Source organism: Rhizobium sp. SRI_017 (assembly GCF_057586295.1).
Genome location: NZ_JBYCZP010000007.1, coordinates 270,051 through 294,522 on the forward strand (window position 1 = coordinate 270,051; position 24,472 = coordinate 294,522).

General features: G+C 60.9%; 25 protein-coding genes and 1 pseudogene. 13 read left to right on the forward strand and 13 right to left on the reverse strand.

Annotation, left to right across the window (positions count from 1 at the left end):
* Positions 1–79 precede the first annotated feature (79 nt).
* Entirely contained in the window at positions 80–1,090 is a 1,011-nt protein-coding gene (locus tag AC2YI2_RS17720; RefSeq protein WP_487387815.1) for an SMP-30/gluconolactonase/LRE family protein, read from the forward strand.
* Between the two features lie 3 nt (positions 1,091–1,093).
* Here AC2YI2_RS17720 and AC2YI2_RS17725 read toward each other — a convergent pair whose 3' ends face one another.
* The 5 genes and pseudogenes from AC2YI2_RS17725 to AC2YI2_RS17745 all read right to left on the reverse strand — a co-directional run.
* Entirely contained in the window at positions 1,094–1,579 is a 486-nt protein-coding gene (locus AC2YI2_RS17725; protein WP_487387816.1) for an RES family NAD+ phosphorylase, read from the reverse strand.
* 5 nt (positions 1,580–1,584) lie between these two features.
* The gene (locus AC2YI2_RS17730; RefSeq protein ID WP_487387817.1) at positions 1,585–1,935 is read right to left on the reverse strand and encodes an antitoxin Xre/MbcA/ParS toxin-binding domain-containing protein; all 351 of its coding nucleotides are present in this window, start codon (positions 1,933–1,935) and stop codon (positions 1,585–1,587) included.
* Positions 1,936–2,012: 77 nt separating this feature from the next.
* A complete protein-coding gene (locus AC2YI2_RS17735; protein ID WP_487387818.1) occupies positions 2,013–2,210 on the reverse strand; it encodes a hypothetical protein in 198 nt (65 codons plus the stop codon).
* Complete coding sequence (locus AC2YI2_RS17740; RefSeq protein ID WP_487387819.1) at positions 2,176–2,436, reverse strand: hypothetical protein; 261 nt, start codon at positions 2,434–2,436, stop codon at positions 2,176–2,178. The genes AC2YI2_RS17735 and AC2YI2_RS17740 overlap by 35 nt, the downstream gene beginning before the upstream one ends.
* 89 nt (positions 2,437–2,525) lie before the next feature.
* A pseudogene (locus AC2YI2_RS17745) lies at positions 2,526–3,230 on the reverse strand (histidinol dehydrogenase); the annotation flags it as partial.
* A gap of 167 nt (positions 3,231–3,397) precedes the next feature.
* Between AC2YI2_RS17745 and AC2YI2_RS17750 the strand changes: the two are divergent.
* Together AC2YI2_RS17750 and AC2YI2_RS17755 are read left to right on the forward strand one after the other, a co-directional pair.
* Entirely contained in the window at positions 3,398–4,318 is a 921-nt protein-coding gene (locus AC2YI2_RS17750) for an NAD-dependent epimerase/dehydratase family protein (RefSeq protein ID WP_487387820.1), read from the forward strand.
* Positions 4,319–4,337: 19 nt separating this feature from the next.
* A complete protein-coding gene (locus AC2YI2_RS17755; RefSeq protein WP_487387821.1) occupies positions 4,338–5,147 on the forward strand; it encodes a fumarylacetoacetate hydrolase family protein in 810 nt (269 codons plus the stop codon).
* A gap of 20 nt (positions 5,148–5,167) precedes the next feature.
* On the opposite strand, the gene AC2YI2_RS17760 is transcribed toward AC2YI2_RS17755, so the two are convergent.
* Positions 5,168–5,845, reverse strand: a complete 678-nt coding sequence (locus tag AC2YI2_RS17760; protein WP_487387822.1) for a TetR/AcrR family transcriptional regulator — start codon at positions 5,843–5,845, stop codon at positions 5,168–5,170.
* Between the two features lie 362 nt (positions 5,846–6,207).
* Between AC2YI2_RS17760 and AC2YI2_RS17765 the strand changes: the two genes are divergently transcribed.
* The 3 genes from AC2YI2_RS17765 to AC2YI2_RS17775 all read left to right on the forward strand — a co-directional run bounded on the left by AC2YI2_RS17765 (position 6,208) and on the right by AC2YI2_RS17775 (position 12,314).
* Entirely contained in the window at positions 6,208–6,669 is a 462-nt protein-coding gene (locus tag AC2YI2_RS17765) for an ABC transporter substrate-binding protein (RefSeq protein WP_487387858.1), read from the forward strand.
* Positions 6,614–7,129 (forward strand): ABC transporter substrate-binding protein, encoded by a 516-nt coding sequence (locus AC2YI2_RS17770; RefSeq protein ID WP_487387823.1) that lies wholly within the window; start codon positions 6,614–6,616, stop codon positions 7,127–7,129. Before AC2YI2_RS17765 ends, AC2YI2_RS17770 begins: the two co-directional genes overlap by 56 nt.
* Before the next feature lie 382 nt (positions 7,130–7,511).
* On the forward strand, positions 7,512–12,314 hold the full coding sequence (locus AC2YI2_RS17775) for an NAD-glutamate dehydrogenase (RefSeq protein ID WP_487387824.1): 4,803 nt from the start codon (positions 7,512–7,514) through the stop codon (positions 12,312–12,314).
* Positions 12,315–12,425: 111 nt separating this feature from the next.
* On the opposite strand, the gene AC2YI2_RS17780 is transcribed toward AC2YI2_RS17775, so the two are convergent.
* The 4 genes from AC2YI2_RS17780 to AC2YI2_RS17795 are packed head-to-tail and all read right to left on the reverse strand — an operon-like array spanning position 12,426 to position 16,602.
* On the reverse strand, positions 12,426–13,694 hold the full coding sequence (locus tag AC2YI2_RS17780) for an ABC transporter substrate-binding protein (RefSeq protein ID WP_487387825.1): 1,269 nt from the start codon (positions 13,692–13,694) through the stop codon (positions 12,426–12,428).
* Positions 13,695–13,730: 36 nt separating this feature from the next.
* Positions 13,731–14,837 carry an ABC transporter ATP-binding protein gene (locus AC2YI2_RS17785; RefSeq protein ID WP_487387826.1) on the reverse strand — a complete coding sequence of 369 codons (1,107 nt, stop codon included), beginning with the start codon at positions 14,835–14,837 and terminating at the stop codon, positions 13,731–13,733.
* 2 nt (positions 14,838–14,839) lie between these two features.
* Complete coding sequence (locus AC2YI2_RS17790; RefSeq protein ID WP_487387827.1) at positions 14,840–15,751, reverse strand: carbohydrate ABC transporter permease; 912 nt, start codon at positions 15,749–15,751, stop codon at positions 14,840–14,842.
* Positions 15,748–16,602, reverse strand: a complete 855-nt coding sequence (locus tag AC2YI2_RS17795) for a carbohydrate ABC transporter permease (RefSeq protein WP_487387828.1) — start codon at positions 16,600–16,602, stop codon at positions 15,748–15,750. The genes AC2YI2_RS17790 and AC2YI2_RS17795 overlap by 4 nt, the downstream gene beginning before the upstream one ends.
* A 212-nt stretch (positions 16,603–16,814) precedes the next feature.
* Between AC2YI2_RS17795 and AC2YI2_RS17800 the strand changes: the two genes are divergently transcribed.
* The 5 genes from AC2YI2_RS17800 (at position 16,815) to AC2YI2_RS17820 (ending at position 20,699) form a co-directional block, all read left to right on the forward strand.
* Positions 16,815–17,624 (forward strand): aldo/keto reductase, encoded by an 810-nt coding sequence (locus tag AC2YI2_RS17800; RefSeq protein WP_487387829.1) that lies wholly within the window; start codon positions 16,815–16,817, stop codon positions 17,622–17,624.
* Positions 17,625–17,678: 54 nt separating this feature from the next.
* Positions 17,679–18,143 carry a VOC family protein gene (locus AC2YI2_RS17805; RefSeq protein WP_487387830.1) on the forward strand — a complete coding sequence of 155 codons (465 nt, stop codon included), beginning with the start codon at positions 17,679–17,681 and terminating at the stop codon, positions 18,141–18,143.
* A 45-nt stretch (positions 18,144–18,188) separates the two neighbouring features.
* Positions 18,189–18,608, forward strand: coding sequence for a VOC family protein (locus tag AC2YI2_RS17810; RefSeq protein WP_487387831.1), 420 nt, complete (start codon positions 18,189–18,191; stop codon positions 18,606–18,608).
* A gap of 72 nt (positions 18,609–18,680) precedes the next feature.
* Positions 18,681–19,694 carry a LacI family DNA-binding transcriptional regulator gene (locus AC2YI2_RS17815; RefSeq protein ID WP_487387832.1) on the forward strand — a complete coding sequence of 338 codons (1,014 nt, stop codon included), beginning with the start codon at positions 18,681–18,683 and terminating at the stop codon, positions 19,692–19,694.
* 174 nt (positions 19,695–19,868) lie between these two features.
* Positions 19,869–20,699: a hypothetical protein gene (locus AC2YI2_RS17820; RefSeq protein WP_487387833.1), complete on the forward strand. Its 831-nt coding sequence runs from the start codon at positions 19,869–19,871 to the stop codon at positions 20,697–20,699.
* A 508-nt stretch (positions 20,700–21,207) separates the two neighbouring features.
* Here AC2YI2_RS17820 and AC2YI2_RS17825 read toward each other — a convergent pair.
* Positions 21,208–21,501 carry an HU family DNA-binding protein gene (locus tag AC2YI2_RS17825; protein ID WP_487387859.1) on the reverse strand — a complete coding sequence of 98 codons (294 nt, stop codon included), beginning with the start codon at positions 21,499–21,501 and terminating at the stop codon, positions 21,208–21,210.
* Positions 21,502–21,601: 100 nt separating this feature from the next.
* On the opposite strand from AC2YI2_RS17825, the gene AC2YI2_RS17830 reads away from it, so the two are divergent.
* Entirely contained in the window at positions 21,602–22,264 is a 663-nt protein-coding gene (locus AC2YI2_RS17830; RefSeq protein WP_487387860.1) for an XRE family transcriptional regulator, read from the forward strand.
* Between the two features lie 111 nt (positions 22,265–22,375).
* On the forward strand, positions 22,376–22,882 hold the full coding sequence (locus tag AC2YI2_RS17835; protein ID WP_487387861.1) for an RES family NAD+ phosphorylase: 507 nt from the start codon (positions 22,376–22,378) through the stop codon (positions 22,880–22,882).
* A 221-nt stretch (positions 22,883–23,103) separates the two neighbouring features.
* Here AC2YI2_RS17835 and AC2YI2_RS17840 read toward each other — a convergent pair whose 3' ends face one another.
* The gene (locus tag AC2YI2_RS17840; protein WP_487387834.1) at positions 23,104–23,796 is read right to left on the reverse strand and encodes a hypothetical protein; all 693 of its coding nucleotides are present in this window, start codon (positions 23,794–23,796) and stop codon (positions 23,104–23,106) included.
* Between the two features lie 350 nt (positions 23,797–24,146).
* Positions 24,147–24,416 (reverse strand): WGR domain-containing protein, encoded by a 270-nt coding sequence (locus AC2YI2_RS17845; protein ID WP_487387835.1) that lies wholly within the window; start codon positions 24,414–24,416, stop codon positions 24,147–24,149.
* Between the last annotated feature and the right edge of the window lie 56 nt (positions 24,417–24,472).

Here is a 24,472-nt window from a genome sequence, read left to right on the forward strand (position 1 = left end):
GAGGGCGGCTTGACAAAGCCATGCAAATATTCTTGGTTAGTTGTACAAGCAGTATTTGGATTGAATCGAGAGGACAAAGGTGAAGAATCCGCTTGAAGGTTTCGTGGTCGAACGCGAGGCCATTCGCTTCATCGGCCATGATCTCGAAAGGCCCGAATGCATTCTGGCGGAGCGCGACGGCACGCTCTGGGCCGCGGACGCGCGGGGCGGCGTGATGCGGATCGCGCCCGACGGCACGCAGGAACTGGTCCTGCAAAAGGGATTGGGCACAGCAGAGGAATCTTTCTTCGAGGATCGCTATGTCAACACCAGGGGAAGCCTGCCGAACGGGCTCGCCTTCGATGCCAACGGCGATTTCCTGATCGCCAATTTCGGCACTGACCGGCTGGAACTGATGAGGCGCAATGGCGAGAGCCGAGTGCTGCTCGACAACATCGACGGCAGGCCGATCGGCAAGGCGAATTTCGTGACCCGCGACAGGAGGGGCCGCCTCTGGCTGACCGTCACCACCCAGATGATTCCGTGGACGGATCACGTGAAGACCATGAGCCGGGACGGCTACATCGCCGTCATCGACGAGCGCGGAGTCCGGATCGTCGCCGAAGACCTCTGCGGCACCAACGAGCTGCGCTTCGATGCCAAGGAGGAGTGGCTCTATGTGGCGGAGACGACCTCGCGCAACATCACCCGCTTCCGCGTCACGGACGATGCCCGGCTCACCAACCCCGAGGTCTACGGCCCGTCCAATGTCGGTGGCTTCTGCGACGGCATCGCCTTCGACAGTTTCGGCAATCTTTGGACGACGCTGATCATGGCCGACCGGCTCGTCGCCATTACGCCCGAGGGCGATCTCCTGACTCTGCTCGACGACGGCCAGCCCGACAAGACCGCCATTCTCGACAAGGCCTGGGAGGAAGGTCGCGTGACACCGGACCTGATGGCGCAGGCGACCGGCACACTCTGCCCGTGGATGGCGAGCCTCACCTTTGGTGGGCCGGATCTCAAGACCGTCTATCTCGGCTCGCTCCGCGGCAACCGCATTCCCTATTTCCGCAGCCCGGTGGCGGGCCTGCCTCTGATCTACTGGTAGAGCCTATCGCGACAGGCGGTTCTCGTTGTCGATCAGTGTGAGGCGGGCGCCACCGGATGTGCTCCATGTCCAGAGAACCAGATTCCAATCGTCGGGTCCCGCGCCCGGCGCATAACTTCTGACGAGAAGCCCATTATAGCCGGCGGCGATCAGCCGTCGCGCCAGTGTCTGCGTCCGGGCTTCTCCATGGTCGCGCCAGCTCTGATCGGAGAGATCGTCGGGCCCGAGATCCTGGGACCGGAGCGCCGCTGTATCGCGGCCGTCAAAAACCGCGCCGATGTCGGCCTGGTAGGACACCAGTGTCGTCGGCTGCAGATGCCCGACCTGATTGGCTTCCCGGAGCGCGGTCATGACGCTGAGCGCGGTATAGAGCGCGGGCATTCCCTTGGGATTGAAGCGGCCGCCATAAAGCTCCGCGACTCGACCGGACATCGGTTCGCGGGCATGGACGGGATTGAGTGCGCGGAAAAGCGTGCCCCGATAATGCATGCGCGTCAGGCATAAACGCCTGCATCGACCGCATCGACATAGTCAAGCACCTCGGCCGCCCTGCCGTTGCGCACGAGCTGCATGGCCGTCTGGCCGGAAAAGCCGGCCAGCGGTTCGGAGCGATACCAGGCATAGGCCACCAGCGCCGAGCCGAAACGCGGCTCGATCTTGTTGACGATTTCAACCATTTCCCTGAGACGCCGCTGGGTCTTGTCCGAACGGATGCGCTCCTTGCGCTGGATCGCATCGCGTCCTAGGCCGGTCGTCTGGGCGATCTCCTCGCTGGTCGTGCGGAAGGCATCCGCGATCTTGCGCGGTGCGAAGATGCCATCATCAGCATATTGGGCGAGTGCCATGGGTTGAACTCCGGCGCCAATCATTCTGACGCAAAATAGCGTCAGAATTCGAGGAATTCAAGCAAAGTATGGGACTCTCACACCATTTCGCCAAAAGTCTCTGAAATCCAGTCGGCAATGTAGCCGCGCAGGATGGTGCCATTGCCGGCACCGCAATGCTCGATCTCGAACTCATCAGCTTTGGTAATGTAGAGCGTGCGCTTGGCGCTGTCGGCTGCCTCGTCATAGCTCTGTTGGGCATTATTCGATCGGGATCTGCCGGTCGCCGCCGCCATGGGTGATGAGGAAGGGCGCGCGGATGTTCTTGACCACGCCGGTCAGATCCATCTTCGGCGCCCATTCCATGAATTCCTCGATGGTCGCGCTGCCGAAGACCCACATGAAATGGTCCCAATAATGCGGGACCGGCCGGTCGCCCTCGCGCGACTGGCGGCGGCGCTGCATCTCGCCCCAATTGTGGTTGGCGCCCATCACGGCGCAGAGCTTGAAGCGGCTGTCCATGCCTGCCACGCGCGGCGCGAAATAACCGCCCAGCGACAGGGCGAAAATGCCGATCCTGTCATGATCGACATCGTCGCGGGTCAGGAGACCTCGGCGATAACAAGCGTCTCGGTGGGACCGGCGAAAAGGTCGATGCCGACGCGGCCGAAAAGCTGCCGCTTGGCTTCCGCCACGAAGGCATTGCCCGGCCCGACCAGCATATCGACCGGCGCGATTGATTTCGTGCCCAGCGCCATCGCACCAACGGCCTGGATGCCGCCGAGCGCATAGATCTCGTCCGCCCCGGCGAGATATTGCGCGGCAACGATCGCGGGCGCCAGCTTGCCCTTGTAGGGCGGTGCGCAGGTGACCACACGCGGCACGCCGGCCACCTTGGCTGTGATCACGGACATATGCGCGGAGGCAAGCAGCGGATATTTGCCGCCCGGCACATAGCAGCCGGCGGCCTGCACCGGCACATTCTTGTGGCCCAGCACCACGCCCGGCAGGGTCTCGACCTCGACATCCAGGATCGATCCACGCTGGATCTCGGCGAAATTGCGGACCTGCGCCTGGGCGAACCGGATGTCGGCAATGTCTCGCGGGGTGAGCTGCGAAAGGCAGTCGTCAATCTCCGCCTGGCTCAGGCGATAGTCCTCGCGATCCCAGCCGTCGAACTTGATCGAGAGCTCGCGCACGGCCTCGTCGCCACGGGTCTCGATTTCCAGAAGCGTGGCCTCGACGACCTCGCGGACCTTCCGGTCCTGATCCGCGACCTTGGACGGTTCAGCCCCCTGCTTGAGCCACTCAGCCATATCTCTCCTCCGGCAAATTTGGGGCATCGATAACGCTGAACGTTTGATCGAACAAACGGGAGGTTTCGATATGGCCTATCGATAGAACCGATAGACCCATGGATTGCATTCTGTCCCAAAGAGGATAGTTTGCTGCTTGACCAACCAATCAATATTTCGGATCGAACATGAAGACGGTCATCATCGGCGCTGGCGGGTTCCTTGGGCAGCGCCTCTCGAAGCTGGTGGCGGAGGGCAGCCGCGCGGACGACGAACTTGTTCTCATCGACACCGTGCCCACGACCGCACCGGGTGGTGACGCGCATGTAGTGTCCATCCAGGCCAGTTTCACCGATCCACAAGCGCTCGCAGCGCTCGAAGGCGCGACAGAGGTCTATCTCCTCGCCTCGATCCTGGGCGGCGCGGCCGAGGCCAATTATGCGCTCGCCCGCAAGGTGAATGTCGATGCCTCGCTCGACCTCATCGAATTCCTGCGCGATCGCGTGCCGGGCGTGCGGCTCGTCTTCGCCTCGACGATTGCCGTCTTCGCCAAGCCGATGCCTGATCTGGTGACCGACCAGACGCCAACAGGGCCGGTCATGGTCTATGGCGCCCAGAAGCTGATGTTGGAGGTGGCGATCTCGAACTTCGTCGCCCGCGGCTGGCTTGATGGCGTGTCGCTCCGGCTCTCGGGCGTGATGGCGCGCGATGGCGCCGATGCCCGCCTGCGGACCGCCTTCATGAGCCGCGTTTTCTACGCGATCATGCGAGGCGAGGATATCGCGCTGCCGGTCCATCCGTCATCGAGGACCTGGTTCACGTCCGTCGACGCGGCGGCACGCAATTTCCTGCATGCGGGGCGCCTGGCCGCGGACGTCTTGGGCTGTGATCGCGCCTTCACCCTGCCGGCGCTGCATCTGTCCTTCGAGGAGCTGGTGCAGGCCCTCTTCCGCCGCTTTCCCGACAGCCGGTCGAAAGTGACCTACGTACCGGACGACCAGCTCGTCGCGCTGTTCGGCTCCTATCCGCCGCTGGAAACGGCAATCGCCGACCGGCTCGGCTTTCATCGCGACACCGATGCCGACGCGTTCGTCGACGGATCATTCTAGACTGTTCAAGGGAGGATGTATGAAACTCGCAACCCTCAGGGACGGGACGCCGGACGGACGGCTCCACGTCGTTTCGCGCGACCTCAAGCGCGCCGCGCCCGCATCCGCTTCGAAGACGTTGCAGCAGGCGCTCGAGGACTGGACCAACGTCGTCGCCGATCTGACCGCGGAATACGACGCGCTGAATGCCGGCAACGCCGCGCCCGCTATCGCCTTCGATCTCTCGGCGGCGATGGCCCCCCTGCCCCGCGCCTGGCAATGGCTCGACGGCTCGGCCTTCGAAAGCCACGGCAACCTCATGGACACGATCTTCGGCATCAAGAAGGAACGGACCAACCGGCCGCTGATGTATCAGGGCGTCTCCGACTGCTTCTATGGCGCGACCGATGATATTCCCCTTCCCTCGGAAGGCGACGACATCGATTTCGAGGGCGAATATGGCGTCATCACCGACCGGGTGCCGATGGGCACATCGGTCGACGCCGCGCTCGGCCATATCCGGTTGCTTGTCCAGATCAACGACTGGTCGCTTCGCCGCATCGCCCCGATCGAGATGAAGACCGGCTTCGGCTGGGTGCAGGCCAAGCCGCCCTGCAGCATGTCGCCGGTCGCCGTGACACCCGACGAGGCCAGCGCGCAGTGGCCCGATGCGCGGCTGGCCCCGCCAGCGTTCCCGATTGCCCCTATCTATGGGCTCGGCGATCGCCTTCATCGAAGCGCCCATCAGGCCGCCTTCTCCTGCGGCGAGCCGCCACTCATCTCGAGCTCGTCGATCTTGAGTGAATTGTTGACGACGAGCGAAGCGCGCGGAATGCGGCGCCCATCATAATTGCCCACAAGGGGTGAGTTTCAGCCCTTCCTCAGCGCATTGATCCCGGCCAGCGCGAATTTCAAGAGCAGCGCATAGGACTTGTCGAGGTCGGAGCTCAGATAGCGTCCGTCGGACAGCGTATCGAGGCGCCGGTTCTTCGACACCGTCTGCAGCATCAGCACCAGGATCATCGAGAAGCCGCGCAGCAGGTCCTCCTCCTCGACGTCAGGCAAAAGCACTTTCAGCCGCTCGATGAACAGATTGGCGGTCTCGTCGAAATTCTCGTGCAGATAGGGCAGCCAGCGCTCGCTCGTGCCCATCGAGGCCAGTAGCAGAAGATAAGCCCGCCAGCCCTCGTCATCGCCCTTCATCTGTTCGAACAGCGGATGCATGAAGGCGTCGAGCAGCGCTTCGAGTGTCAGTTTTCCCTTCTTGTCCAGGGCCGCCAGCCGCTCGCGCCGAATGCGGTTCATCACTTCGGCGCGGCGCGCAACGACGGCCGCAAAGAGATTCTCCTTGGTTCGGAAGTGATAGCTGGCCAGCGCCAGCGTCACCCCCGCCTCGATCGTGATATCGCGCAGCGACACCGTGTCGAAGGACAGCCTGCCGAACAGCAATTCGGCCGCGTTGATGATCTTGGCGCGGGTTTCCTCGCCATTCTGCCGTGTCTGCGTCACAGCCGGCCTGCTCTTCTTCGCGGCACCCTCGTCCGTCATCATCGTCTCCTCAGATCCGGGTTCAGCTCCTGTTCCCGTTCCACCGGCAGATAGCCCCCGGCCTATCGATGAAACTGATAGCTGATCTCCAACCATCCGTCCTTACCAAACATTGGTTGAATGTATAAACGAGAAACTGTCGCAGGCAAGCCCCGACCTGGGAGGGAACAGGGTCATGGCGCACGCGAGATTCTTGAACGATCTTGGGAGGTTGGGATGAGCGGAAGATCCGGTTCGGACATATCAGGCATCAATATTGAACGGCGTGGCCTGCTGGTTGGTGCCGGCAAGCTCGCTGTGGCGACCACGGCGCTGTCGCTACCTGGGTCCGCCGGGCGTCGGCAGCCGAGGACACGATCAAGATCGGCTGCGTCGTGCCGCTTTCCGGTATCCGCGCCTCGTTCGGCGCCTCCACCGACCATAAGATCGAAGCCATCAATGCCCCACTGGCGAACGGTATCGAAATCATCGGCAAGACCTATGCCGTCGAGATCATCGTCAAGGACAACCAGTCCAACCCGACCCGTTCGCTGCAGGTCGGCAACGAACTGATCCTCAACGATCAGCCCGATATCATCCTGGTCTCCGACGCCGAGGGTGGTACGGCCATCGCCAATATTGCCGATGCGCGCGGCATTCCGCAGATCTCGACCGGCGGGCCCCTGGCAGGGCTGGGCCTTTCAGCGAAACTACAATCCGGAAAAGGGCTTTCCCTTTACCTACCACTTCTTCTAGGGCGCCGACGAACTCGGCGCCGCCTATGCCAAGATGTGGGACACGCTGCCGACCAACAAGAAGGTCGGCACGCTCTATGCCGACAATGATGGCGGCCGCGCGATGAGCCATCCGCAATTCGGCTTCCCGCCCGCCTTCAAGGCCGCCGGTTATGACGTCATCGACGCCGGCCTGTTCCGCATGGACACCGACGATTTCTCGACCCAGATCGCCGCCTTCAAGGATGCCGGCGTCGAGATCATCGCGGGTCATGCCTTCGAAAACCATCTCGCCACGTTCTGGAACCAGGCGATCCAGGTCGGCTTCACGCCGAAGATCTGCACGATCACAGCGGGCCTGCTCTTCCCTCCTCTGTCGACAATCTCGGCGACCGCGGCAACAGCATGTCGACCGAGGTCTGGTGGACGCCGACCTTTCCCTATACGTCGCCGTGGCCTTCCCGGCCTCCGACGAGGCCCGCTACATCACCGGCCAGATGATCGTCGTCGATGGCGGCACCTCCGCCCACATTCCGGCTTTGCCCGGCTGAGCGAAATGATCGCCGGCTGACCTACGGCGTTGATGCAAATGGGGGGCACAATGCTCAGGCCCGCCACGACGGAAACATCCAGCGCTTCAATTAGGAAGACCGACCGCCTTCGACGAGGCATTGCCGGATCGCCGATGTCCGATCGAGCGGGTTCGTTTTCGAGATCCATGACCTGACGCCCTTCCGGATCGCGGAAATCGCTGGGTTGTGAGTTCGATTCCGATCAAGACCGAAAAGTGTAACCATGTCTCCGGCACGCCTACCTCTCAGGTCAGGCACACAGGAAAGGCTGCGCAGTCGCGGGGGACAATGCATTTCTTTCGAAGCCACAACAGAAGAAGTTGGTTATGGTGATGTTGGTGCGGCCATATCAAAAAAATACGTCAATCGGAGGAGCGACCAATGGCGGGAAAACCTGAACTCAAGAGGCGAAAGCAGTTCGATAGTGCGCGGGAGGTTGCCGCGGGGACTGGGAAGCCGCATCTCGACCCCGCAATTCTCTTCAATCGAGCGAGCGATGACGACCTCAAGCTCTATACCCCGGAAATGCTGGCCTTTTCGGCCATCCATTCGGCTAGCGAGCTGGCCGCATGGGATGGCAAGATGTCCCGCGTCAGCATCGAACCCATCGCAAATGTCGAGCCTGGCGGCGTGGCGGTCTCGGTGCTTTCGGTCACCGATCACAACAAGCCCTTTCTTTATGAGTCGGTCATGGGCGAGGTGACGAGCAGCTATCGCGACCTCTATATGGCGGTCCACCCGATTCTGGTTGTCGAGAAGGGCAAGTCTCCGGAACTCTATTCGTCTGAACATACCGGCGCTCAGGCCAGCCGCGTCAGCCACATCCAGCTCCACCTCGCGCCGCTGACCGAGCAGCAGTCCGCCGATCTTGCGAAGCGTGTGCAAACATTGCTCGAGCAGGTGCGGCTCGCAGTTTCCGATTGGAAACCGATGCTTGCCAAGGTCGACACCGTCATCGAGGAACTATCGGCCCATGATGCCGGCCGCCGGAAGGCGGATTGCGACGAAGCCGTCGCCTTCCTGACCTGGCTTCGCAACGGCAACTTCACTTTCCTCGGCATGCGCGAATATGTCTATTCCGGCAAGGGATTGGACGCCAAGGTCGAGCGCGACAAGGGCGCCGGCCTCGGCATTCTGTCGGACCCCGATGTCCGTGTGCTCCGCACCGGCTCCGACGCCGTGACCACTACCCCGGAAATCCTTGCCTTCCTCGATGGCCCCGACTTTCTGATCGTGACCAAGGCCAACGTGAAATCGGTCGTGCATCGCCGCGGCTATATGGATTATGTCGGCGTCAAGCGCTTCGACGACAAGGGCAATGTCACTGGCGAACTGCGCATCGTGGGCCTCTTTACGTCGACAGCTTATACCTCCACCCCGGACGAGATCCCGCTCCTGCGTTCCAAGGTCGATCGGGTCAAGGCCCATTTCGGTTTCGACCCGATGAGCCATTCGGGGCGCATGCTGGCCAACACGCTCGATTCCTATCCTCGTGACGACCTCTTCCAGATCGATGCGACATTGCTTGCAAGTTTCGCCGAACAGATCAACGATCTGGCCGATCGGCCGCGTGTGCGCGTGCTGCCGCGCATCGATCACTTCGATCGGTTCGTCTCCGTCCTCGTCTATGTGCCGCGCGAGGAGTACGATTCCATCGTCCGCGAGAAGATCGGGACCTATCTCAAGACCGTCTATGAGGGCCGTGTCTCCGCCTATTATCCAGCCTTTCCGGAAGGCGGCGTGGCACGCGTGCATTTCATCATCGGCCGGTCGGGCGGCAAGACGCCGCGTGTTCCCCAGGCAGCGCTCGAAGATGCAATCCGTGGCATCACCACGCGCTGGGTTCAGCGCTTCGAGGCCCTGGCCGGACACGAGACAGGCAGGATCCACGTCGACAACGCCTTCCAGGACTCCTTCACGCCCGAGGAGACGGTGGCCGATCTTCCTGACATCCTCGCCTGTGCCACGGGCGAGCCGATCCGCATCAAATTCTATCACCGGGAGGAGGAGCACGGCCCGGCCCTGTCGCTCAAGATTTTCCATGCAGGCGGTCAGCTCGCACTGTCGCGCCGGGTGCCGCTCCTGGAAAATCTCGGCTTCAATGCCGTCAGCGAACGAACCTTCGATATCGAGGTGCCGGCTGCCGAGGGCGCAATGAAGTTGGTCGTTCTGCACGATATGAAGGTCGAGGCCGTCGGTGGCCGCATGATCGATCTCGAACGATATGGCGCGGCGCTCGAAGAGGCGTTCGTCGCCGCTTTCAACGGCACAATCGACAATGACCGCTTCAACCGGCTGATCCTCTCCGCCGGACTTTCGGCGCGCGAAGCCAATGTGCTCAGAGCCTATGCGCGCTACCTGCGCCAGGCCGGCATTGCCTATTCGCAGGACTATATCGCCGAGACGCTGGATGAATATCCTGAGATCGCCGCGAACCTGTTTCGTCTCTTCCACGATGAGCACGACATCAAGCTTGCGGGAAAAGCGCGCACCAAGAAGCTCGAGGGCCTGCATGCAACGATCGAAGCTGCGCTTTCCGACGTGCCAAGCCTCGACGACGACCGCATTCTCCGCCGCTACGTCAACGTCATCGACGCCACCTTGCGCACCAACTATTTCCAGCGCAATTCCGACGGATCGCCGAAGGCGATGCTGGCGTTCAAGCTCGACCCAAAGCTGGTCGATGGCTTGCCGGCACCGCGTCCGTTCCGCGAAATCTTCGTCTATGGCGTCGAGGTCGAAGGCGTCCATCTGCGTTTCGGAAAGGTCGCGCGCGGCGGCCTGCGCTGGTCGGATCGTGCCGAGGACTACCGGACTGAGGTGCTGGGCCTCGTCAAGGCACAGCAGGTCAAGAATGCCGTCATCGTCCCAGTTGGCGCCAAGGGCGGCTTCTTTCCCAAGAAGCTCCCGACGGGCGGCAGCCGCGAAGAGGTCTTCAATGCCGGCCGCGAGGCCTACAAGACCTATATCCGCACGCTGCTCTCGATCACCGACAACATCTCGGGCGCTGACATCGTGCCGCCGAAGGATACGGCCAGGCTGGACGGGGACGATCCCTATTTCGTCGTTGCAGCCGACAAGGGCACCGCGACCTTCTCCGACACTGCCAATGCGCTCGCGCAGGAGGCGGCCTTCTGGCTGGATGATGCCTTCGCTTCCGGCGGTTCGGCGGGTTACGACCACAAGAAGATGGGGATTACGGCCCGTGGCGCCTGGGAAACGGCGAAACGCCATTTCCGCGAGATGAATATCGACATCCAGACCACGCCGTTTACGGTGGCCGGTGTCGGCGACATGTCGGGTGACGTGTTCGGCAACGGTATGCTGCTTTCGCCCAAGATTCGGCTCGTCGCCGCGTTCGATCATCGCGACATCTTCATCGATCCTGACCCGGATATGGCAAAGACGCTGGTCGAGCGTCAGCGGCTGTTCAATCTGCCGCGCTCGAGCTGGCAGGATTTCGACAAGAGCGTGCTCTCGAAAGGGGCGATGATCATCTCCCGCGCCTCGAAATCGGTGACGCTGACACCCGAAGCGGTATCCGCCATCGGGATCGACAAGAGCGTCGCAACGCCGTTCGAGATCATGAGTGCAATCCTCAGGAGTTCCGTCGACCTGCTCTGGTTCGGGGGCATCGGCACCTATGTCAAATCGGCCTCGGAAACCGACGCCGAAGTTGGGGACCGCGCCAACGATCCGATCCGTATTCCCGCGGATGAGGTGCGTGCCAAGGTGATCGGCGAGGGTGCAAATCTTGGTGTCACCCAGAAGGGGCGTATCGCCTATGGGCTGAAGGGTGGCCGCTGCAATTCCGACGCGATCGACAATTCGGCCGGCGTCAATACCTCGGATGTCGAGGTCAATATCAAGATCGCGCTTGCCGCTGCCATGCACGACGGCCGGCTGACGCGGGCGAAGCGCGACCAGCTGCTGCCGTCGATGACCGAGGAGGTGGCAGAACTCGTGTTGCGCAACAATTATCTGCAATCGCTGGCGATTTCGCTGACGGAGCGGAAGGGCACCGCCAACGGTCTGGAATTGGCGCGCCTCATGGCCGTGCTCGAAGCCACGAAGCAACTGAACCGTAAGGTCGAAACCTTGCCTGACGAGGCCGCGCTTGCCGAGCGCTATGCGGCGGGAAAGCCGCTGACCCGCGCAGAAATCGGCGTTCTGCTCTCCTATGCCAAGATCGTGCTCTTCGATGCGCTGGTCGCGAGCCCGCTGCCCGACGATCCCTATTTCGAAGCAACGCTCGCCCAATATTTCCCGGCGAAGATGCGGAAGTCGAACGCTGCCGATATTGCAAGCCATCGGCTGCGCCGCGAGATCATTGCGACCGTCCTCGCCAACGAGGCGATCAATCGTGGCGGTCCGCCCTTCGTCGTCAACATGATGGATGCGACGGCCGCCGCCGCGCCGGATGTCGTGCGCGCGTCGATCATCGCCCGTGACGGTTTCCACCTCACACGGTTATGGACGGAGACCGACGCGCTCGATGGCAAGATTTCCGGACAGATGCAGAATCGTCTTTATGCGGAAATTGGCCATGTCTTCACCGTGCTCACGCGCCTTCTGTTGAAGACCGCTATGGTGAAGGATGACATGTCCAGCGTCATCGGCACCATTCAAGCCATGCTCAAGGAACTCAAGCCGACGTTGGCCGGACAGCGGTCGGCGGAATATACCACGCGCCGGACAGAGTATGTCGACGGCGGCGTGCCGGAGAAGCTGGCGGACGAAATCGCGGGCCTCTCGGCGTTTGCCTTGTTGCCGGAGATCATGCAGATCGTCGAGCGTACCGAGGCCCCACTGGCGCGTGCTGCCGAGGGCTATTTCGACGTGTCGCAGACCTTCCGCGTCGAGCGCCTTCTTGCGGCGGGCAACAGGATCGTCACGTCGGACCATTACGAGAGTCTGGCGCTGGCCCGCAGTATCGACCAGATCGCCACCTCCCGGCGTGACATCGTGATCGCCGCGCTCGCCAATCACGGCAAGGAGAAACGTCCGGTCGAGGCCTGGCATTCCGGTGACCAGGTTCGTATCAACCGCATCGTCGAGGAACTCTCGGCCCTTAGCGACAGCGGTGAACCGAACCTCGCCCGCATCACCGTCGCCGCAGGCTTGCTGACCGATCTTGCCCGCGATGCTGGAGGCACAGAATTCGGTGCGCGCAGAGGGGGCTGACGTCGCCAGATGGACTGAACACCCCTCAATAAAGCGAGAGCGCAGCTTGTTGCGCTCTCGCCCTTGGGAGGATGGCCGCCTGGGACGCGGCCTTCGGGAGCACTCCGATTGTTACTTGAAGATCGACTCGTATTCGCTCTTCAGCATGGCAACGGCGGCGTCTGTCGTCATTGACGCATCGCCCTGGAAGGCGAACATCGTATTCCAGACCGAGTTGATCCAGTCGGAATCGCTGATGTAGAACGGGTTGAGCACCCAGAAATTATCCTTTGCCAGCGAGTCCAGTACCAGCTTGTTGCAGGCATCGAGCTTATCGACCGGCGCGTCGGTGCGGACCGGCGTCGAGCCCTTGAAGGAGGCGAACTCGGCGTTCTTGATAGGATCGACGGCGATGGAAGCCATGTCGAACTCGGCAGCGAGTTGCTCGGGTGAAACGGATGGGCCGCCGAGGATGCCCATCGCATCGACTGTCACCGAGAGTGCCTTTGTGCCGGGCAGGTTGATGCAACTATAGTCTTCGCCAAGCACCTTCTTGCTCGCCTTCCACTGGCCCTTCATCCAGTCGCCGTGGAAATGCATCAGCGTCTTGCCGGCGATCACAGTGTTGGTGGATTCGTTCCATTGCCGGTTCGTCCAGCCTTCGTCGGCCTGCGCGGTGATCTTGCGGAAGGCCTCGATGGCGTCACGCAATCCCTTCTCGTCAAACACGGTCGCGTCCGGCTTGCCGCCAGCATCGACGCGATAGAACCTGTTGTAGACGTCCGGCCCGGCAATGCCGGCCATCAGCGCATGGAAGAGATAGCCGGCCTGGAAGGTGTTGCCGCCCATGGCCATGAAATTATAGCCGGCCGCCTTCACCTTCTCCATGTCGGCGAACATGGCGTCGAAACTGGTCCAGGAATTCGGGTCGACGCCCGCTGCCTTGGCGACCTTGATGTTGTAGTAGACCATGCCGTCGATATGGATGCCCGAGGGGATCTTGACCACGTCGCCATCGACCTTGATGGCCTCGCGCACGGCAGGCGGGAACTTCTCCGTTGCACCGATCTTGTCGAAATACTCGCCGACGCTCTGGCTCATCCCGCGGGTCTTGAGGTCACGAAAGACATCGGCATTGCCGGTCAGGAAGATGTTCGGCGGCGTGCCGGCGATCACGAGCGCGACGATCGGGCCGCCGGCGCCGGATTGCTCGTGGGGTATCGCCAGTTCCTTGATCGTATTGCCTTTCGCCTTAAGTGCATTGACGAAGACGTTGAGGGCCGAAATTTCGCTCTCGTTCGACCAGGAGTGAAACATCGTCAGCTCTGCAGCCTGTGCGCCGGCGGCCGGCGCGACAGTCATGGAAAATGCGAGAAAAATGCCTTTCAGAATCGATTTCATTGCCATTTCCTCCCTGCGTTCATCCGGCCTTGTGGCCTAGATTCTTTTCTCCGAGGCCGCGTCGAAGAGGTCGAAACGGTCCCTTGGAAAATGGATGTCCATGACCTCCCCTATCGCGGGGACATGATGGTGCTTGGTGTCGAAGCGCGCGGCCAGCAGCTGGCCGTCCTTGGAGTCGAGGAAGGCGGTCACGTCGGTGCCGTTCTTCTCGGTGTAGCGGACGGGCAGCGAGAACCGCGCGCCTGTGTCGGACAGCGCCTGACCACCGATGTCGAAATGTTCGGGTCGCAGACCGATGACGACGGCGTCGCCATCCCTTGGCTCCTTCAGGAAGCGGTAACCGGAAAGGTCGATCCGCGCGCCGGTGGGGACATGGACGGCGGCTGTCGATCCTTTGCTTCGATCCACGATTGCTGGCAGTGTGTTCATGGCCGGCGAGCCGATAAAGCGGGCGACGAAGAGATTGGCAGGCCGTTCGTAGATCTCGTCGGGCGTGCCGATCTGCTGGATCACGCCGGCATCCATGACGGCAATCCGGGTCGCCATCGTCATGGCCTCGACCTGGTCGTGGGTCACGAAGACGATCGTCTTGGCGAGTTCGTGATGTAGCCGCTTGATCTCAAGGCGCATTTCCGTGCGCAGCTTCGCATCGAGATTGGAAAGCGGTTCGTCAAAGAGGAAGACATCGACATTCTTGACGAGCGCACGGCCGATGGCGACGCGCTGGCGCTGGCCGCCTGAGAGTTGCGCCGGCTTGCGGTCGAGGAGTTTGTCGATCTGCAGCAGCCTCGCCGCCCAGTTGACCCGGCGCTCGATTTCGGCGCTGTCCAGCTTCTGCGCCGAGAGCCCGAATTTCAGGTTTCCGCGCACGGTCTTGGTCGGATAGAGCGCATAGGACTGGAAGACCATGGCAAGGCCGCGATCCTTGGGGTCAAGTTCGGTAACGTCGCGGCCACCGATCGTGATCGTACCCGACGTCACGTCCTGCAGGCCGGCCAGCATGTTGAGCAGCGTGGTCTTGCCGCAGCCCGACGGGCCGAGCAGGACCAAGAATTCGCCGTCCTCGACGCGCAGGCTGAGATCCTGCATGACCGTGAGCGCGCCGAAACGCTTGACGATATTGGTGAATTCGACCTGCGGCACGGCTACCCCTTTATGGCTCCGGCTGTAATTCCCTGGACGAAGAACTTGCCCAGCGCGAAATAGACGACGAGCGGCGGTATGGCTGTCAGAAGTGCTGCCGCCATGTCGACATTATATTTGACCTCCCCGAACGAGGTGATCACGGTGTTGGCGAGGATGACGGTCATCGGCTGTGTGCCGACGCCGCCGAAGACCAGGCCGATCAGGTAATCGTTCCAGACCGTGGTGATCATCAGGATCAGCACCACGATCAGGATGTTGGACGACATTGGCAGGATGATCTCGAAGAAGATCCGCCAGAAGGAGCCGCTGTCCATGATCGCGGCATTGATGATCTCTTCGGGCACATCCTTGTAAAAGTTGCGGAAGATCAGCGTTAGCAATGGCATCGCAAGGATGGAGTGGACGATGGCGACCGCCCAGATCGAGCCGAAAATGCCGAGCGACGAGATCAGCACGACGAGCGGGATCATGATGATCTGGAAGGGCACGAAGGCGCAGATGAACAGAATGAACAGGAAAGTACCTGCCCAGCGGATCTTCCACAGCGCCAGCGCATATCCCGTCACCGCCGAGATTCCGATCGCAATGATGAGGCTTGGAAACAGGATCTTGATCGAGGTCCAGAAGCCGGCCTGCACGCCCTCGCAAGTCATGCCGGCGCAGACTTCAGACCAGGCCTCGTGCCACGGCTCGATGGTCCATGTGGTCGGGAGTGCGAAGATCTCGCCAAGCGCGATCTGGTCCATAGTCTTGAAGGATGTGATGATCACCACATAGAGCGGCAGCGACACGAAGGCGGCGCACATGGTGAGGAAGACCAGGATCGCGATCGACGAGCCCCGGATGCGTTTGCGGCGCAACGTTCCGGGCGCAATCTTCACCATGCTTTCAGGTGAGATGATTGCCGTCATGTGACCCTCGCCTCCCGGCGCCGTGCCTGCCAGGCCGTGGCCAAAACGAGCGGCAAGAAGAGCAGGGCTGTCATCGACAGCATCATGACGGCTGCCGAAGAAGCGAAGGCGATATTGCCACGGGCGGCATAGGAATTGACGACGAAATAGGCCGGCGTCCATGTCGAGCTGCCGGGACCGCCGCCGGTCATGGCAAGCACGATGTCATAGGTTTTGACCACGCCCAGCGAGAGCAGAATAGCGCAGGTCAGGAAGGTGAATTTCAGCATCGGAATGATGATTTCGAGATAGAGCCTCCAGACGCTGACGCCGTCGAGGCGTGCGGCACTCCATATCTCGGTGTTGATCGATTTCAGGCCGGCGAGCATCAGCGCCATGTAGAAGCCCAGCCCATGCCAGATCGAGGCGAGGATGATGCCGTACATCGCGGTCTGCGGATGCGAAAGCCAGTTGAATGTCGCGCTCTCCCAGCCCAGCCCGCGCAGGAAACTCTGGATGCCGAGATCGGGATTGAACATCCAGCGCCAGACGATTCCGGTGACAATGAACGACACGGCAAGCGGATAGAGGAAGAGCGTGCGGAAGAAGCCTTCGCCGCGCTGCTCGCGTTCGATCATGGCTGCGAGGATGAAGCCAAAGACGATGGCGAGCGCGCTGCCGACTGCGAGGATCAGCACGTTCTGGAGTGCGGTCTGCCAGGCGCCGTCGCGGAAGAGGCGATGATACTGCCGGGTCCAGTCTGCGAGGTCGATGGCATAGTCGGGAAAGCGGCGGGAGGCCGTGAAGGAGATCCAGACGGTCCAGCAGATTGCGCCGAAAAAGGCGATGGCAGTGACTGCCAATGCGGGCACCAACGCAATCCTAGGCGACGCCCAGCTCCATCGAACTGCCATCATCTCCTCCCTCGAGCATGCGGGCCCTCCCCCACACGGCCGTGCGACACCGGTCAAAATGTGCCTTGTATTAACGTTAATATAACGCTAGATTTAGCGCTACGTCAATGGGCTTGTGATCATCGGTCGCAAATCGGCCGCGAGAGTGGTGCTTCGGGGAGGTCATTTTCTTGCTTGGTGGGAACGACAAGATTCCCAGGGTCGGGCTTGGCACCTATGGCCTTACGGAGGCCGAAGGGTTGGCTGCGATCTCATCAGCGATCGATCTCGGCTATCGCCATATCGACACGGCGCAGACCTATGGCACGGAGGAAAACGTCGGCAAGGCCGTCGCGCGGTCGGGCATCGACCGGCGGGAGTTCTTCGTCACCACGAAGATAACCGCGTCCAATCTCGGCAGGCTGGCCGCGAGCGTCGATGCCAGCCTCGGGCTCATGGGTCTCGACCATGCTGATCTCGTGCTGATCCACTGGCCCGCGCCGTATGACGACCCACCCGTCAGTGCCTATATTGGCGAACTCGCTAAGCTTCAGGATCGCGGCAAGGCGAGGCTGATCGGGGTTTCGAACTTCACGCGACGGCATGTCGACGAGGCGATCGCCGAAATCGGCGAGGGCCGCCTTGCCACCAACCAGTTCGAACAGCATGTCTTCCTGCAGAATCGGCTTGTCGCCGCACATTGTCGCGACAGGGGTATCGTGCCGACGGCCTATATGCCTCTGGCAGGCGGCAGTCTCGATGGCAATGCGGTGCTCGATGCCCTCGCTCTGAAGCATGGCGTGCCGGTCAATCAGGTCGCGCTTGCCTTTCTCCTCGCGCTGGGGTCGATCGTGATCCCAAAGTCCGCGACACCGGCGCGGCAGAAATCCAATCTGGGCGCATCGAGCGTGCGGCTGGACGAGGCTGATATGGCCGTGCTCGTGGGCCTCGACCGCGGCGAACGCCATATCAAGCCATCATGGGGGCCAGACTGGGACTGAGAGTATCGACGGGAGAGCCGCGACCAGGCACGGGGCGGCGGATGGAGGACGAGAATGGGAATATTCGAAGGGTTCGGACATGTCGCCTTCAAGGTGAACGATCTCGACCGGTCGGTCGACTTCTATAGCAGGATCGGATTTCCGGAAATGCTTCGCCTGCTCGATGCCGATGGCAAGCCGTGGATCGTCTATCACCGGATCAGCGAACATCTCTATCTCGAGCTGTTCCCCGGCGGCGATGGCGGTCCGGCGCCGGATCAAACGCGGACCGGCATGAACCACTTCTGCCTGACCGTGGAGAACGCCGACGCGGCGGAAAGGAAGCTCGCCGCTGCGGGCGTAAAGCTCAGCCGACCGCGCAAGAGCGTGCGTGGCGTCGACGGCAATTGGGGCATGTGGATCGAGGATCCAGACGGCAATCGGATCGAGATCCAGGAGATGGCGCCGAACTGCATACAGTTCGAGGCAGAGCGCGATCTCAAAGCCGGCGCGCCATTGCATGTGCTGACGGCTTACTAGTCGACGTCCGGCGATCGAATTTTGATATGTGCAGGAGAATTAGAGATGATCAAGGTGAAGCAGATAGCGCATGTGTGCATCTTTGCGCATGATCTGGAGAAGACTCGTAGGTTCTACGAGGACGTGCTCGGACTCGATATCCAGTTCAATTTCCTCAGGGATGGCAAGATATTCGGCTTCTATCTCAATTGCGGCAGTCGCAGCCATGTCGAGGTGTTCCAGAAGGACGGCACCTCCTATGCCGACACAAACCAGATCACCCATTTCTGCCTCGAGGTCGAGAATATCGACGCGGCCATCGAGCATATCCAGTCGAAGAGCGTCGATATCACCAAGAAGAAATATGCCTGCGACGATACTTACCAGGCCTGGATACGCGATCCCAACGGTGTTCGGATCGAACTCTTCGAATATACCGACAAGAGTGCCCAGTTTGTCGGCCGCGATCGGGTGGCGGACTGGTAAACGACTGATCATCTTGATATCGACGAGTGCAGGTTCGGCACGTGTTGTCGGATCGCGGAATACGGGACGGGAATGGAAGGGTCCAGAGTACGCGCGCGTCTGAAGGACATTGCTTTGGCGACGGGGTTCTCGGCGAACACGGTCTCTCTCGCTCTGCGTGGCTCCTTGCGACTGCCGGAGGAAACGCGCGAGCGGATACTCAAGGCGGCCGAGCAGCTCAACTATCGCCCGAACAAGATCGCCCGTTCGCTTGTGCATAGCGCCTCGCGGACGATCGGGCTCGTCATGACCAATATCATGAACCCGACGCTGACATTGGCCGCCCATACGATCGAGAGCGAACTGACATTGGCCGGCTACGCCATGATGTTCGCCGCCTCGGATTCAAGCGTCGACAACGAGCGGCGCGCGATCGAGCTCTTCATTTCCTACCAGGTCGACGGCATTCTGGTCTATCCGGCCAACCATCGGGAATACCGGCACCTCAAGGCCGCGGACGAAGCTGGCACACCGGTCCTTATGCTTGTTGACCTGCCCGGTTCGGGCCTCGATACCGTGACAATCGACGACAAGGTCGGGGCGTACAGGGCAGTGCGCCATCTCTGCGCCCTGGGGCACCGGCGCATCGCGATGCTTGACGGCGGGCGGGCGCTCGGCAATTTCGACAAGATGCGCGGGGCCCAACTGGCCGCGAAGGAGGCTGGCCTTGGCGAGGACGCGATCATAGTCTTTGAACCCGATGGCCATTCGCCCTCCCATGGCTACGCCGCAACGGAGCGGATCGTCGCTGCCGAACCGCGCCCGACGGCGCTCTTCGCCTCGACCGACCAGTTGGCGATCGGCGCGTTGCACTGGTGCCGAGAGAACGGTGTGGCTGTGCCCGCGGACATGGCCGTGGTCGGTTATGACAATACGGAAATCTCAAGATACGGCGCCCTGCCGCTGACGACGGTGAACTATGCCGCCGACGAGATCAGCCGCCTTGGTGTCGACCGTATTCTGAAACGCATCGAGGATCGTGATGCCTGGGGCGCGCCAGCTGTCAGGCTCATCGAACCAGAACTGGTGATCCGCGACAGCACCTGACCGATCAGATCTTCGGCAAATACATGATTTCCCCAAAAGCACCGGAAAGGGCGGCTGCCAGCGTTCGCGATATTCAGCGATCCCTCATAGATCTAGATGGGAGACATCGGGCTGGACTTGAAAATGACAAGGAACAGGTAAAAACTGCCATCGCTCAATCTGGGGACCTCTGCCGTGAACCAGCCTGCTCAGCCGCAATGGCCACCCTGCCAGATGCGCCAGGGACCGAATTTCGCACACCCGCTCCCGCAAGGCTGGATCGTTGGCGAGGAGGGCAACCACGCCTTGGTGTTGGTGGCTCCGGACCTTTCCGCAGGTATCTTCATTTTCGGGCTGAGCGGGTTCATGTATCCGATGAACTGCGACCAGTTCGCGCATTACGTTCTGACGCAAGGCATGCGGCTTTCGCCTGATCCGCGCTTCATGAAAGTGTCGCCGGTGCAGCCGGCCCAAGGTTACGGTCAGGCCGCAGCGATCGACGTTTCCATGCGTTTTCAGATGGCGGGACCCCTGAACGGAATTCCGGCGCAGGGCATCGTGTTTTCGAATGTCGCGATCGGCTATCAGCAGATGAATGGCTTCATCGCGTTGGCCTGGGCGCAGCCGCAGGCGTGGCCCTCCTATGAACGTTGGCTGCCGGGCATCGCGCTGCAGGCCTACAACACCGGCCCGAACCCATTCGGCTCGAGTGAAATCAATACGGTCAACCGCGCCAACACGGCAGCGATGGGCCAGGCGTGGAACAACTATCAAAGCTGGTCGCAGAACACCTGGGACCAGGTGGTGCGCGAGCGCTGGGCCTCCGATGAACGGCGACAGGATGCCATGGGGCCAATGATGACCGGCCAGACCTGGCAGCAGGATCCGTGGGGCAACGGGCCGGAGCGCTATTCCAGCACGCCCGCGGTCATCTGGGTCGACCGTTATGGCCGGCAGCTGACATCGGACGATCCGTCTTTCGATCCGCGCACGCCCTATGACCAGGACTGGCGGCGGGTGCGCTAATCAGGGCGGGGTTGCGCTGCAAGCGGCGGCAATGCACCAGCAAGCGGCCTTCCCGCTCGACGTGCTGCACGCCAAAACGATCGCATTGATTCACGCCGTTGATGTATTCTCCGACCGGCTCGTGTTGGCTCCGCCTGTCGGTTATTGCCGAGCCCGTTTCACCCTTATCGGGCACTGATTAGAAGGGCCGCGCCAAACGCGGGAAGCCCTGATTTGTTCCCGCCAAGGAATTGATTTCTGTTCCTGGTTCAAACTCTTACCCGCCGCTCCGATGGGGATTAGATGGCCGCCATTGCTGTTTGCGGACTCCGCGAAGACGTGGGGAGGCAATCGGCGGGACGCCTCCCCACACTCATCGTCCGCTCCATGGGAGCGGATCGGGAGTCGATGACAGCCAGCAGTGGTGTCATGACAAACTTGCGCCGACTATGCGCAGGCTAGCTCGTCGAGCTTGCCGCCACTAGATCAACGATCGCCCGTGCCTCGATCACAAAGCACGCTATCAAAACTATTTGTTCAAGGCGTCTTTTAGAGCCTTGGCGGGAGTGAACGTCACCTTCCGCGCTGCGGCCACCTTGATTGTTGCGCCGGTGCCCGGATTTCGGGCCTCGCGCTCGGGCGTGTCCTTAACCTTGAATTTGCCGAAGCTGGGGATCGAGGTTTCATTCCCGGATCCCGCAGCTGCTGTGATCGCCGCAAAGACGGCCTCGACGATTGCCTTGCTCTGGACCTTGGTCAGACCGTGATCGCCCGCAATCTTGTCTGCGATTTCATTCGTTGTCGAGCGCGTGCACTGCGGCAGTCAGTTCGAAAAGTCACTCGATCGCTGTGGTCTTTACAAACTTAACGATCTTGACGAACTGACCAAACTTATCTACCTTGATTTTAAAAGGTGGATTATTATGCCCGTCACGAAAACGTCAGCAAACGAAACTCCCAACATCGCCCTATCGATGAAGCTGCCCCGCAAGGCCGATTTCGAAAAAGCGTTGCTCAATCAATATACCAAGGCGGTGCAGTTGAGCCAGAAGGCTGGCCATCAGGTGAGTTTCCGCGTCGTCGTGGATCCGCGCGCCGGAGCGCAGACAATTTCTATTGTTGAGGAAGACCCACTGGTTCGCGAAAGTGCGTTTCCGGTCGAAGAGGCCGGCGAGCCGGATGACGAACTCCAGACAGCCCTGTCCGCCGCACGAGAGCGTGGCCGCCGCCGTGTTGCAGAGATCCTCAGCGAGGACGGCATGCTCAGCGCGGACGCATTTTCCGATCTTCTTGGCGTTTCGCGGGTCACGGTCAATACAAAGCGCCAAAATGGCCAGGTGCTCGGCCTGGACGGCGCCAAGCGAGGGTTCCGTTTTCCGGCCTGGCAGCTCGATCAGGACGGCCGGCCCTATGCGGCGCTTCCAAAACTGCACGAGATCCTGGCGGGTGCCTGGGCCGTTTACCGCTTTCTTGTTTCGCCCCACGGCGCTCTTGACGGTCGTAGCGGGCTCGAAGCCTTGAAACGGGGCCAGGATAGCGACGTGATCGCAGCAGCTGAGGGCATTGCCTGCGGTGACTTTCGCTAAATGGCTGGTGTCAATCCGCCTGCGGGTTTCGAGCGACAGCGGCTCGATATCGAAACTGTTCCTTCAGGGCGTCGCTTTGGCCGGATTTACGCAAGCGCCTTTCCGGACCCGCTGGGATTTGGAAAGACGCCGAGCCGCTTCAGCGACCCGCGCCGACGTGATGCAACGAAGCGTTTCGGCGTTCTTTACTTGGGCGAAACACTCAAAGTCTGTTTCCTCGAGGCGGTTCTGCGTGATCGCCGCGACGGTCTTATCGGCGATCTTCCGATCGACGAAAAAGAGATCTATGCGCGGCGCTACGCTGAGGTCGAGACGATCGCAGAACTCAGCCTTGTTGACCTGCGCGAGGATCACGCGATCAGGATGGGGGTTCCAACTGACGTGGCGAAATCATCGCGTCAGAGGTTGGCGCGTTCCTGGGCGCTGGCTTTCCACGAGCATCAATCACTTCCCGACGGCATCATCTATCCATCTCGCCTGAATGGCCACACGAATGTCGCTGTCTTCGAGCGTGCCGTCTCCAAGCTGGCGCCAGCCCGGGTTATGCCTCTGATCGGCGCACCAGGGCTCGCCGCAGTCATCAATGACCTCCGTGTGAGTCTCGTCGATTTCACCTAAGCATTGCTGGTTTGAGCGCTGGTCCTTATCCCGTTCCGCCTATCGCCGGGCGAAAAGCCGATCCGCACAGGGGGTGATTGCCACCCCCCGAAATTACCGGTGAAGGTACTTTGTTCGATGCGGACAAGAAGTCGACTGGCATCGCTTCTGGATTCCAACTCCTCGATCTTGAGTGCCGTTCGTCTCGAGACCTCGGTCCACAACCGGCGGCGCACTGCACCTCATAAAGCGCGACGCTGCTCGATGTGAACGAGGTCACCAAGAATGGTCCTCAGTTGCGGCCACGGCGCCTCTTTGTGCCTCATCCGAGGGTCCTCCATCGCCATAAGGCAGTGCAGCTTGGCAATCACTTCGGCGAGCGAGTTAGGATCTGCCATCCAGAGTATACGGGCTAGCATTTCCTCCTGCAAAGAAAGGTCGCGTTCGAAAGCGAGAGCAGCGCTAAGTCCGAGCTTCTTATCCGCCTCCCTCCATTTCTTGCGGCGGCGACGAAGCTCCGATCTCGCCTCGGTTAGCTGCCCGGCATACAACTGCGGCTTGAAGCGCTCGATTTCGGCGAAGGAGTTGACGCTGATCGGCTGTTCCCGGTCGGGAATCACAACCGTCACCACTGGAAAGCCGCCGGCGGCCGCGAGTACTTGGCCCTCGAGTTTCTGCTGAAACCTGGTCATCCGCTCGCGCCGTTGATGGAAGACCAACCACTTACTCCAAAGTTCAGCTGCCGGCGTTGGACCGGGAGGCCAATCGGCTCTTTGCTCTCGAAGCTCCGCCGTGCGCGACACCAGAAGATTTCTCGTGATTGCAAAGAGATTCCGTCCGTTGATCGATTTACGTGACGCCAGCGTGCCGCTGTTGGAAACGGTTTTTGCTCGGGCAACTGAAGGCAAAGTTCTGCTATTGTCGGAATCAGCCATGATCCAAGCTCCAAATAGCTAGGTTGTGGTCAGGCTGGATAAGTGTTGCCGCACTTGTCCAGCCGAATGCACTACCAAGATAAACGTCCCCATTTACTCAGTCAATAAACGGGGACGGATATTTCTGAATCAATTTGGTAAGATAGTCGGGGAGTAAGTAGGACCGCATGGGTAGGCCACCGCTCAATGTAAAAGAGACAAAAATCCGACTCTCCCCGGAAACGCGAGAGCGGATCAAGGCGCTAGTCGGAAATTACGGGATCGCTGCATTCATCCGCGAAGCGATCGACCGAGAGCTTACCAGGCGGGAGGCCGACGCAGGCAGCGATCAATCGCTGCAAAACAATCCGTCAGAGCAATAGACTACCTGCGCCTCGCGGTGCTGGTCGATAGCCCTTGCGTCGCTTCTCCCGCAGGATCTCGAGAAAGAGCGAGAGCGCCTGCATTTCGGTGTCGAAGAATTCCACCCTCTCCTGCCCGCGTGTCCCTATCCGTCCCCAGTTGCGCAAAACGGCGATGTCGCCGAACAGCGTTGGCTCAATCGCCAGCCGGTAGTAGCGCGCCATGTTCCTGGCAGCGTCGATCCGGTGCACATGGAGATGATAGGTTGGTTGGGCCATGACCCGAACATCGCCGGAGCGATCGAAGGCGTCCAATGACAGTTTTGAATCGATCC

Bases quoted from the DNA above. Each gene is read 5' to 3' on its own strand.
- AC2YI2_RS17815 (WP_487387832.1), top strand. From the start codon at position 18,681: ATGGAAGGGTCCAGAGTACGCGCGCGTCTGAAGGACATTGCTTTGGCG.
- AC2YI2_RS17775 (WP_487387824.1), top strand. From the start codon at position 7,512: ATGGCGGGAAAACCTGAACTCAAGAGGCGAAAGCAGTTCGATAGTGCG.
- AC2YI2_RS17770 (WP_487387823.1), top strand. From the start codon at position 6,614: ATGTGGGACACGCTGCCGACCAACAAGAAGGTCGGCACGCTCTATGCC.
- AC2YI2_RS17750 (WP_487387820.1), top strand. From the start codon at position 3,398: ATGAAGACGGTCATCATCGGCGCTGGCGGGTTCCTTGGGCAGCGCCTC.
- AC2YI2_RS17810 (WP_487387831.1), top strand. From the start codon at position 18,189: ATGATCAAGGTGAAGCAGATAGCGCATGTGTGCATCTTTGCGCATGAT.
- AC2YI2_RS17760 (WP_487387822.1), bottom strand. From the start codon at position 5,845: ATGACGGACGAGGGTGCCGCGAAGAAGAGCAGGCCGGCTGTGACGCAG.
- AC2YI2_RS17755 (WP_487387821.1), top strand. From the start codon at position 4,338: ATGAAACTCGCAACCCTCAGGGACGGGACGCCGGACGGACGGCTCCAC.
- AC2YI2_RS17740 (WP_487387819.1), bottom strand. From the start codon at position 2,436: ATGGACAGCCGCTTCAAGCTCTGCGCCGTGATGGGCGCCAACCACAAT.
- AC2YI2_RS17735 (WP_487387818.1), bottom strand. From the start codon at position 2,210: ATGGCGGCGGCGACCGGCAGATCCCGATCGAATAATGCCCAACAGAGC.
- AC2YI2_RS17780 (WP_487387825.1), bottom strand. From the start codon at position 13,694: ATGAAATCGATTCTGAAAGGCATTTTTCTCGCATTTTCCATGACTGTC.
- AC2YI2_RS17725 (WP_487387816.1), bottom strand. From the start codon at position 1,579: ATGCATTATCGGGGCACGCTTTTCCGCGCACTCAATCCCGTCCATGCC.
- AC2YI2_RS17730 (WP_487387817.1), bottom strand. From the start codon at position 1,935: ATGGCACTCGCCCAATATGCTGATGATGGCATCTTCGCACCGCGCAAG.
- AC2YI2_RS17805 (WP_487387830.1), top strand. From the start codon at position 17,679: ATGGGAATATTCGAAGGGTTCGGACATGTCGCCTTCAAGGTGAACGAT.
- AC2YI2_RS17845 (WP_487387835.1), bottom strand. From the start codon at position 24,416: ATGGCCCAACCAACCTATCATCTCCATGTGCACCGGATCGACGCTGCC.
- AC2YI2_RS17790 (WP_487387827.1), bottom strand. From the start codon at position 15,751: ATGACGGCAATCATCTCACCTGAAAGCATGGTGAAGATTGCGCCCGGA.
- AC2YI2_RS17840 (WP_487387834.1), bottom strand. From the start codon at position 23,796: ATGGCTGATTCCGACAATAGCAGAACTTTGCCTTCAGTTGCCCGAGCA.
- AC2YI2_RS17830 (WP_487387860.1), top strand. From the start codon at position 21,602: ATGCCCGTCACGAAAACGTCAGCAAACGAAACTCCCAACATCGCCCTA.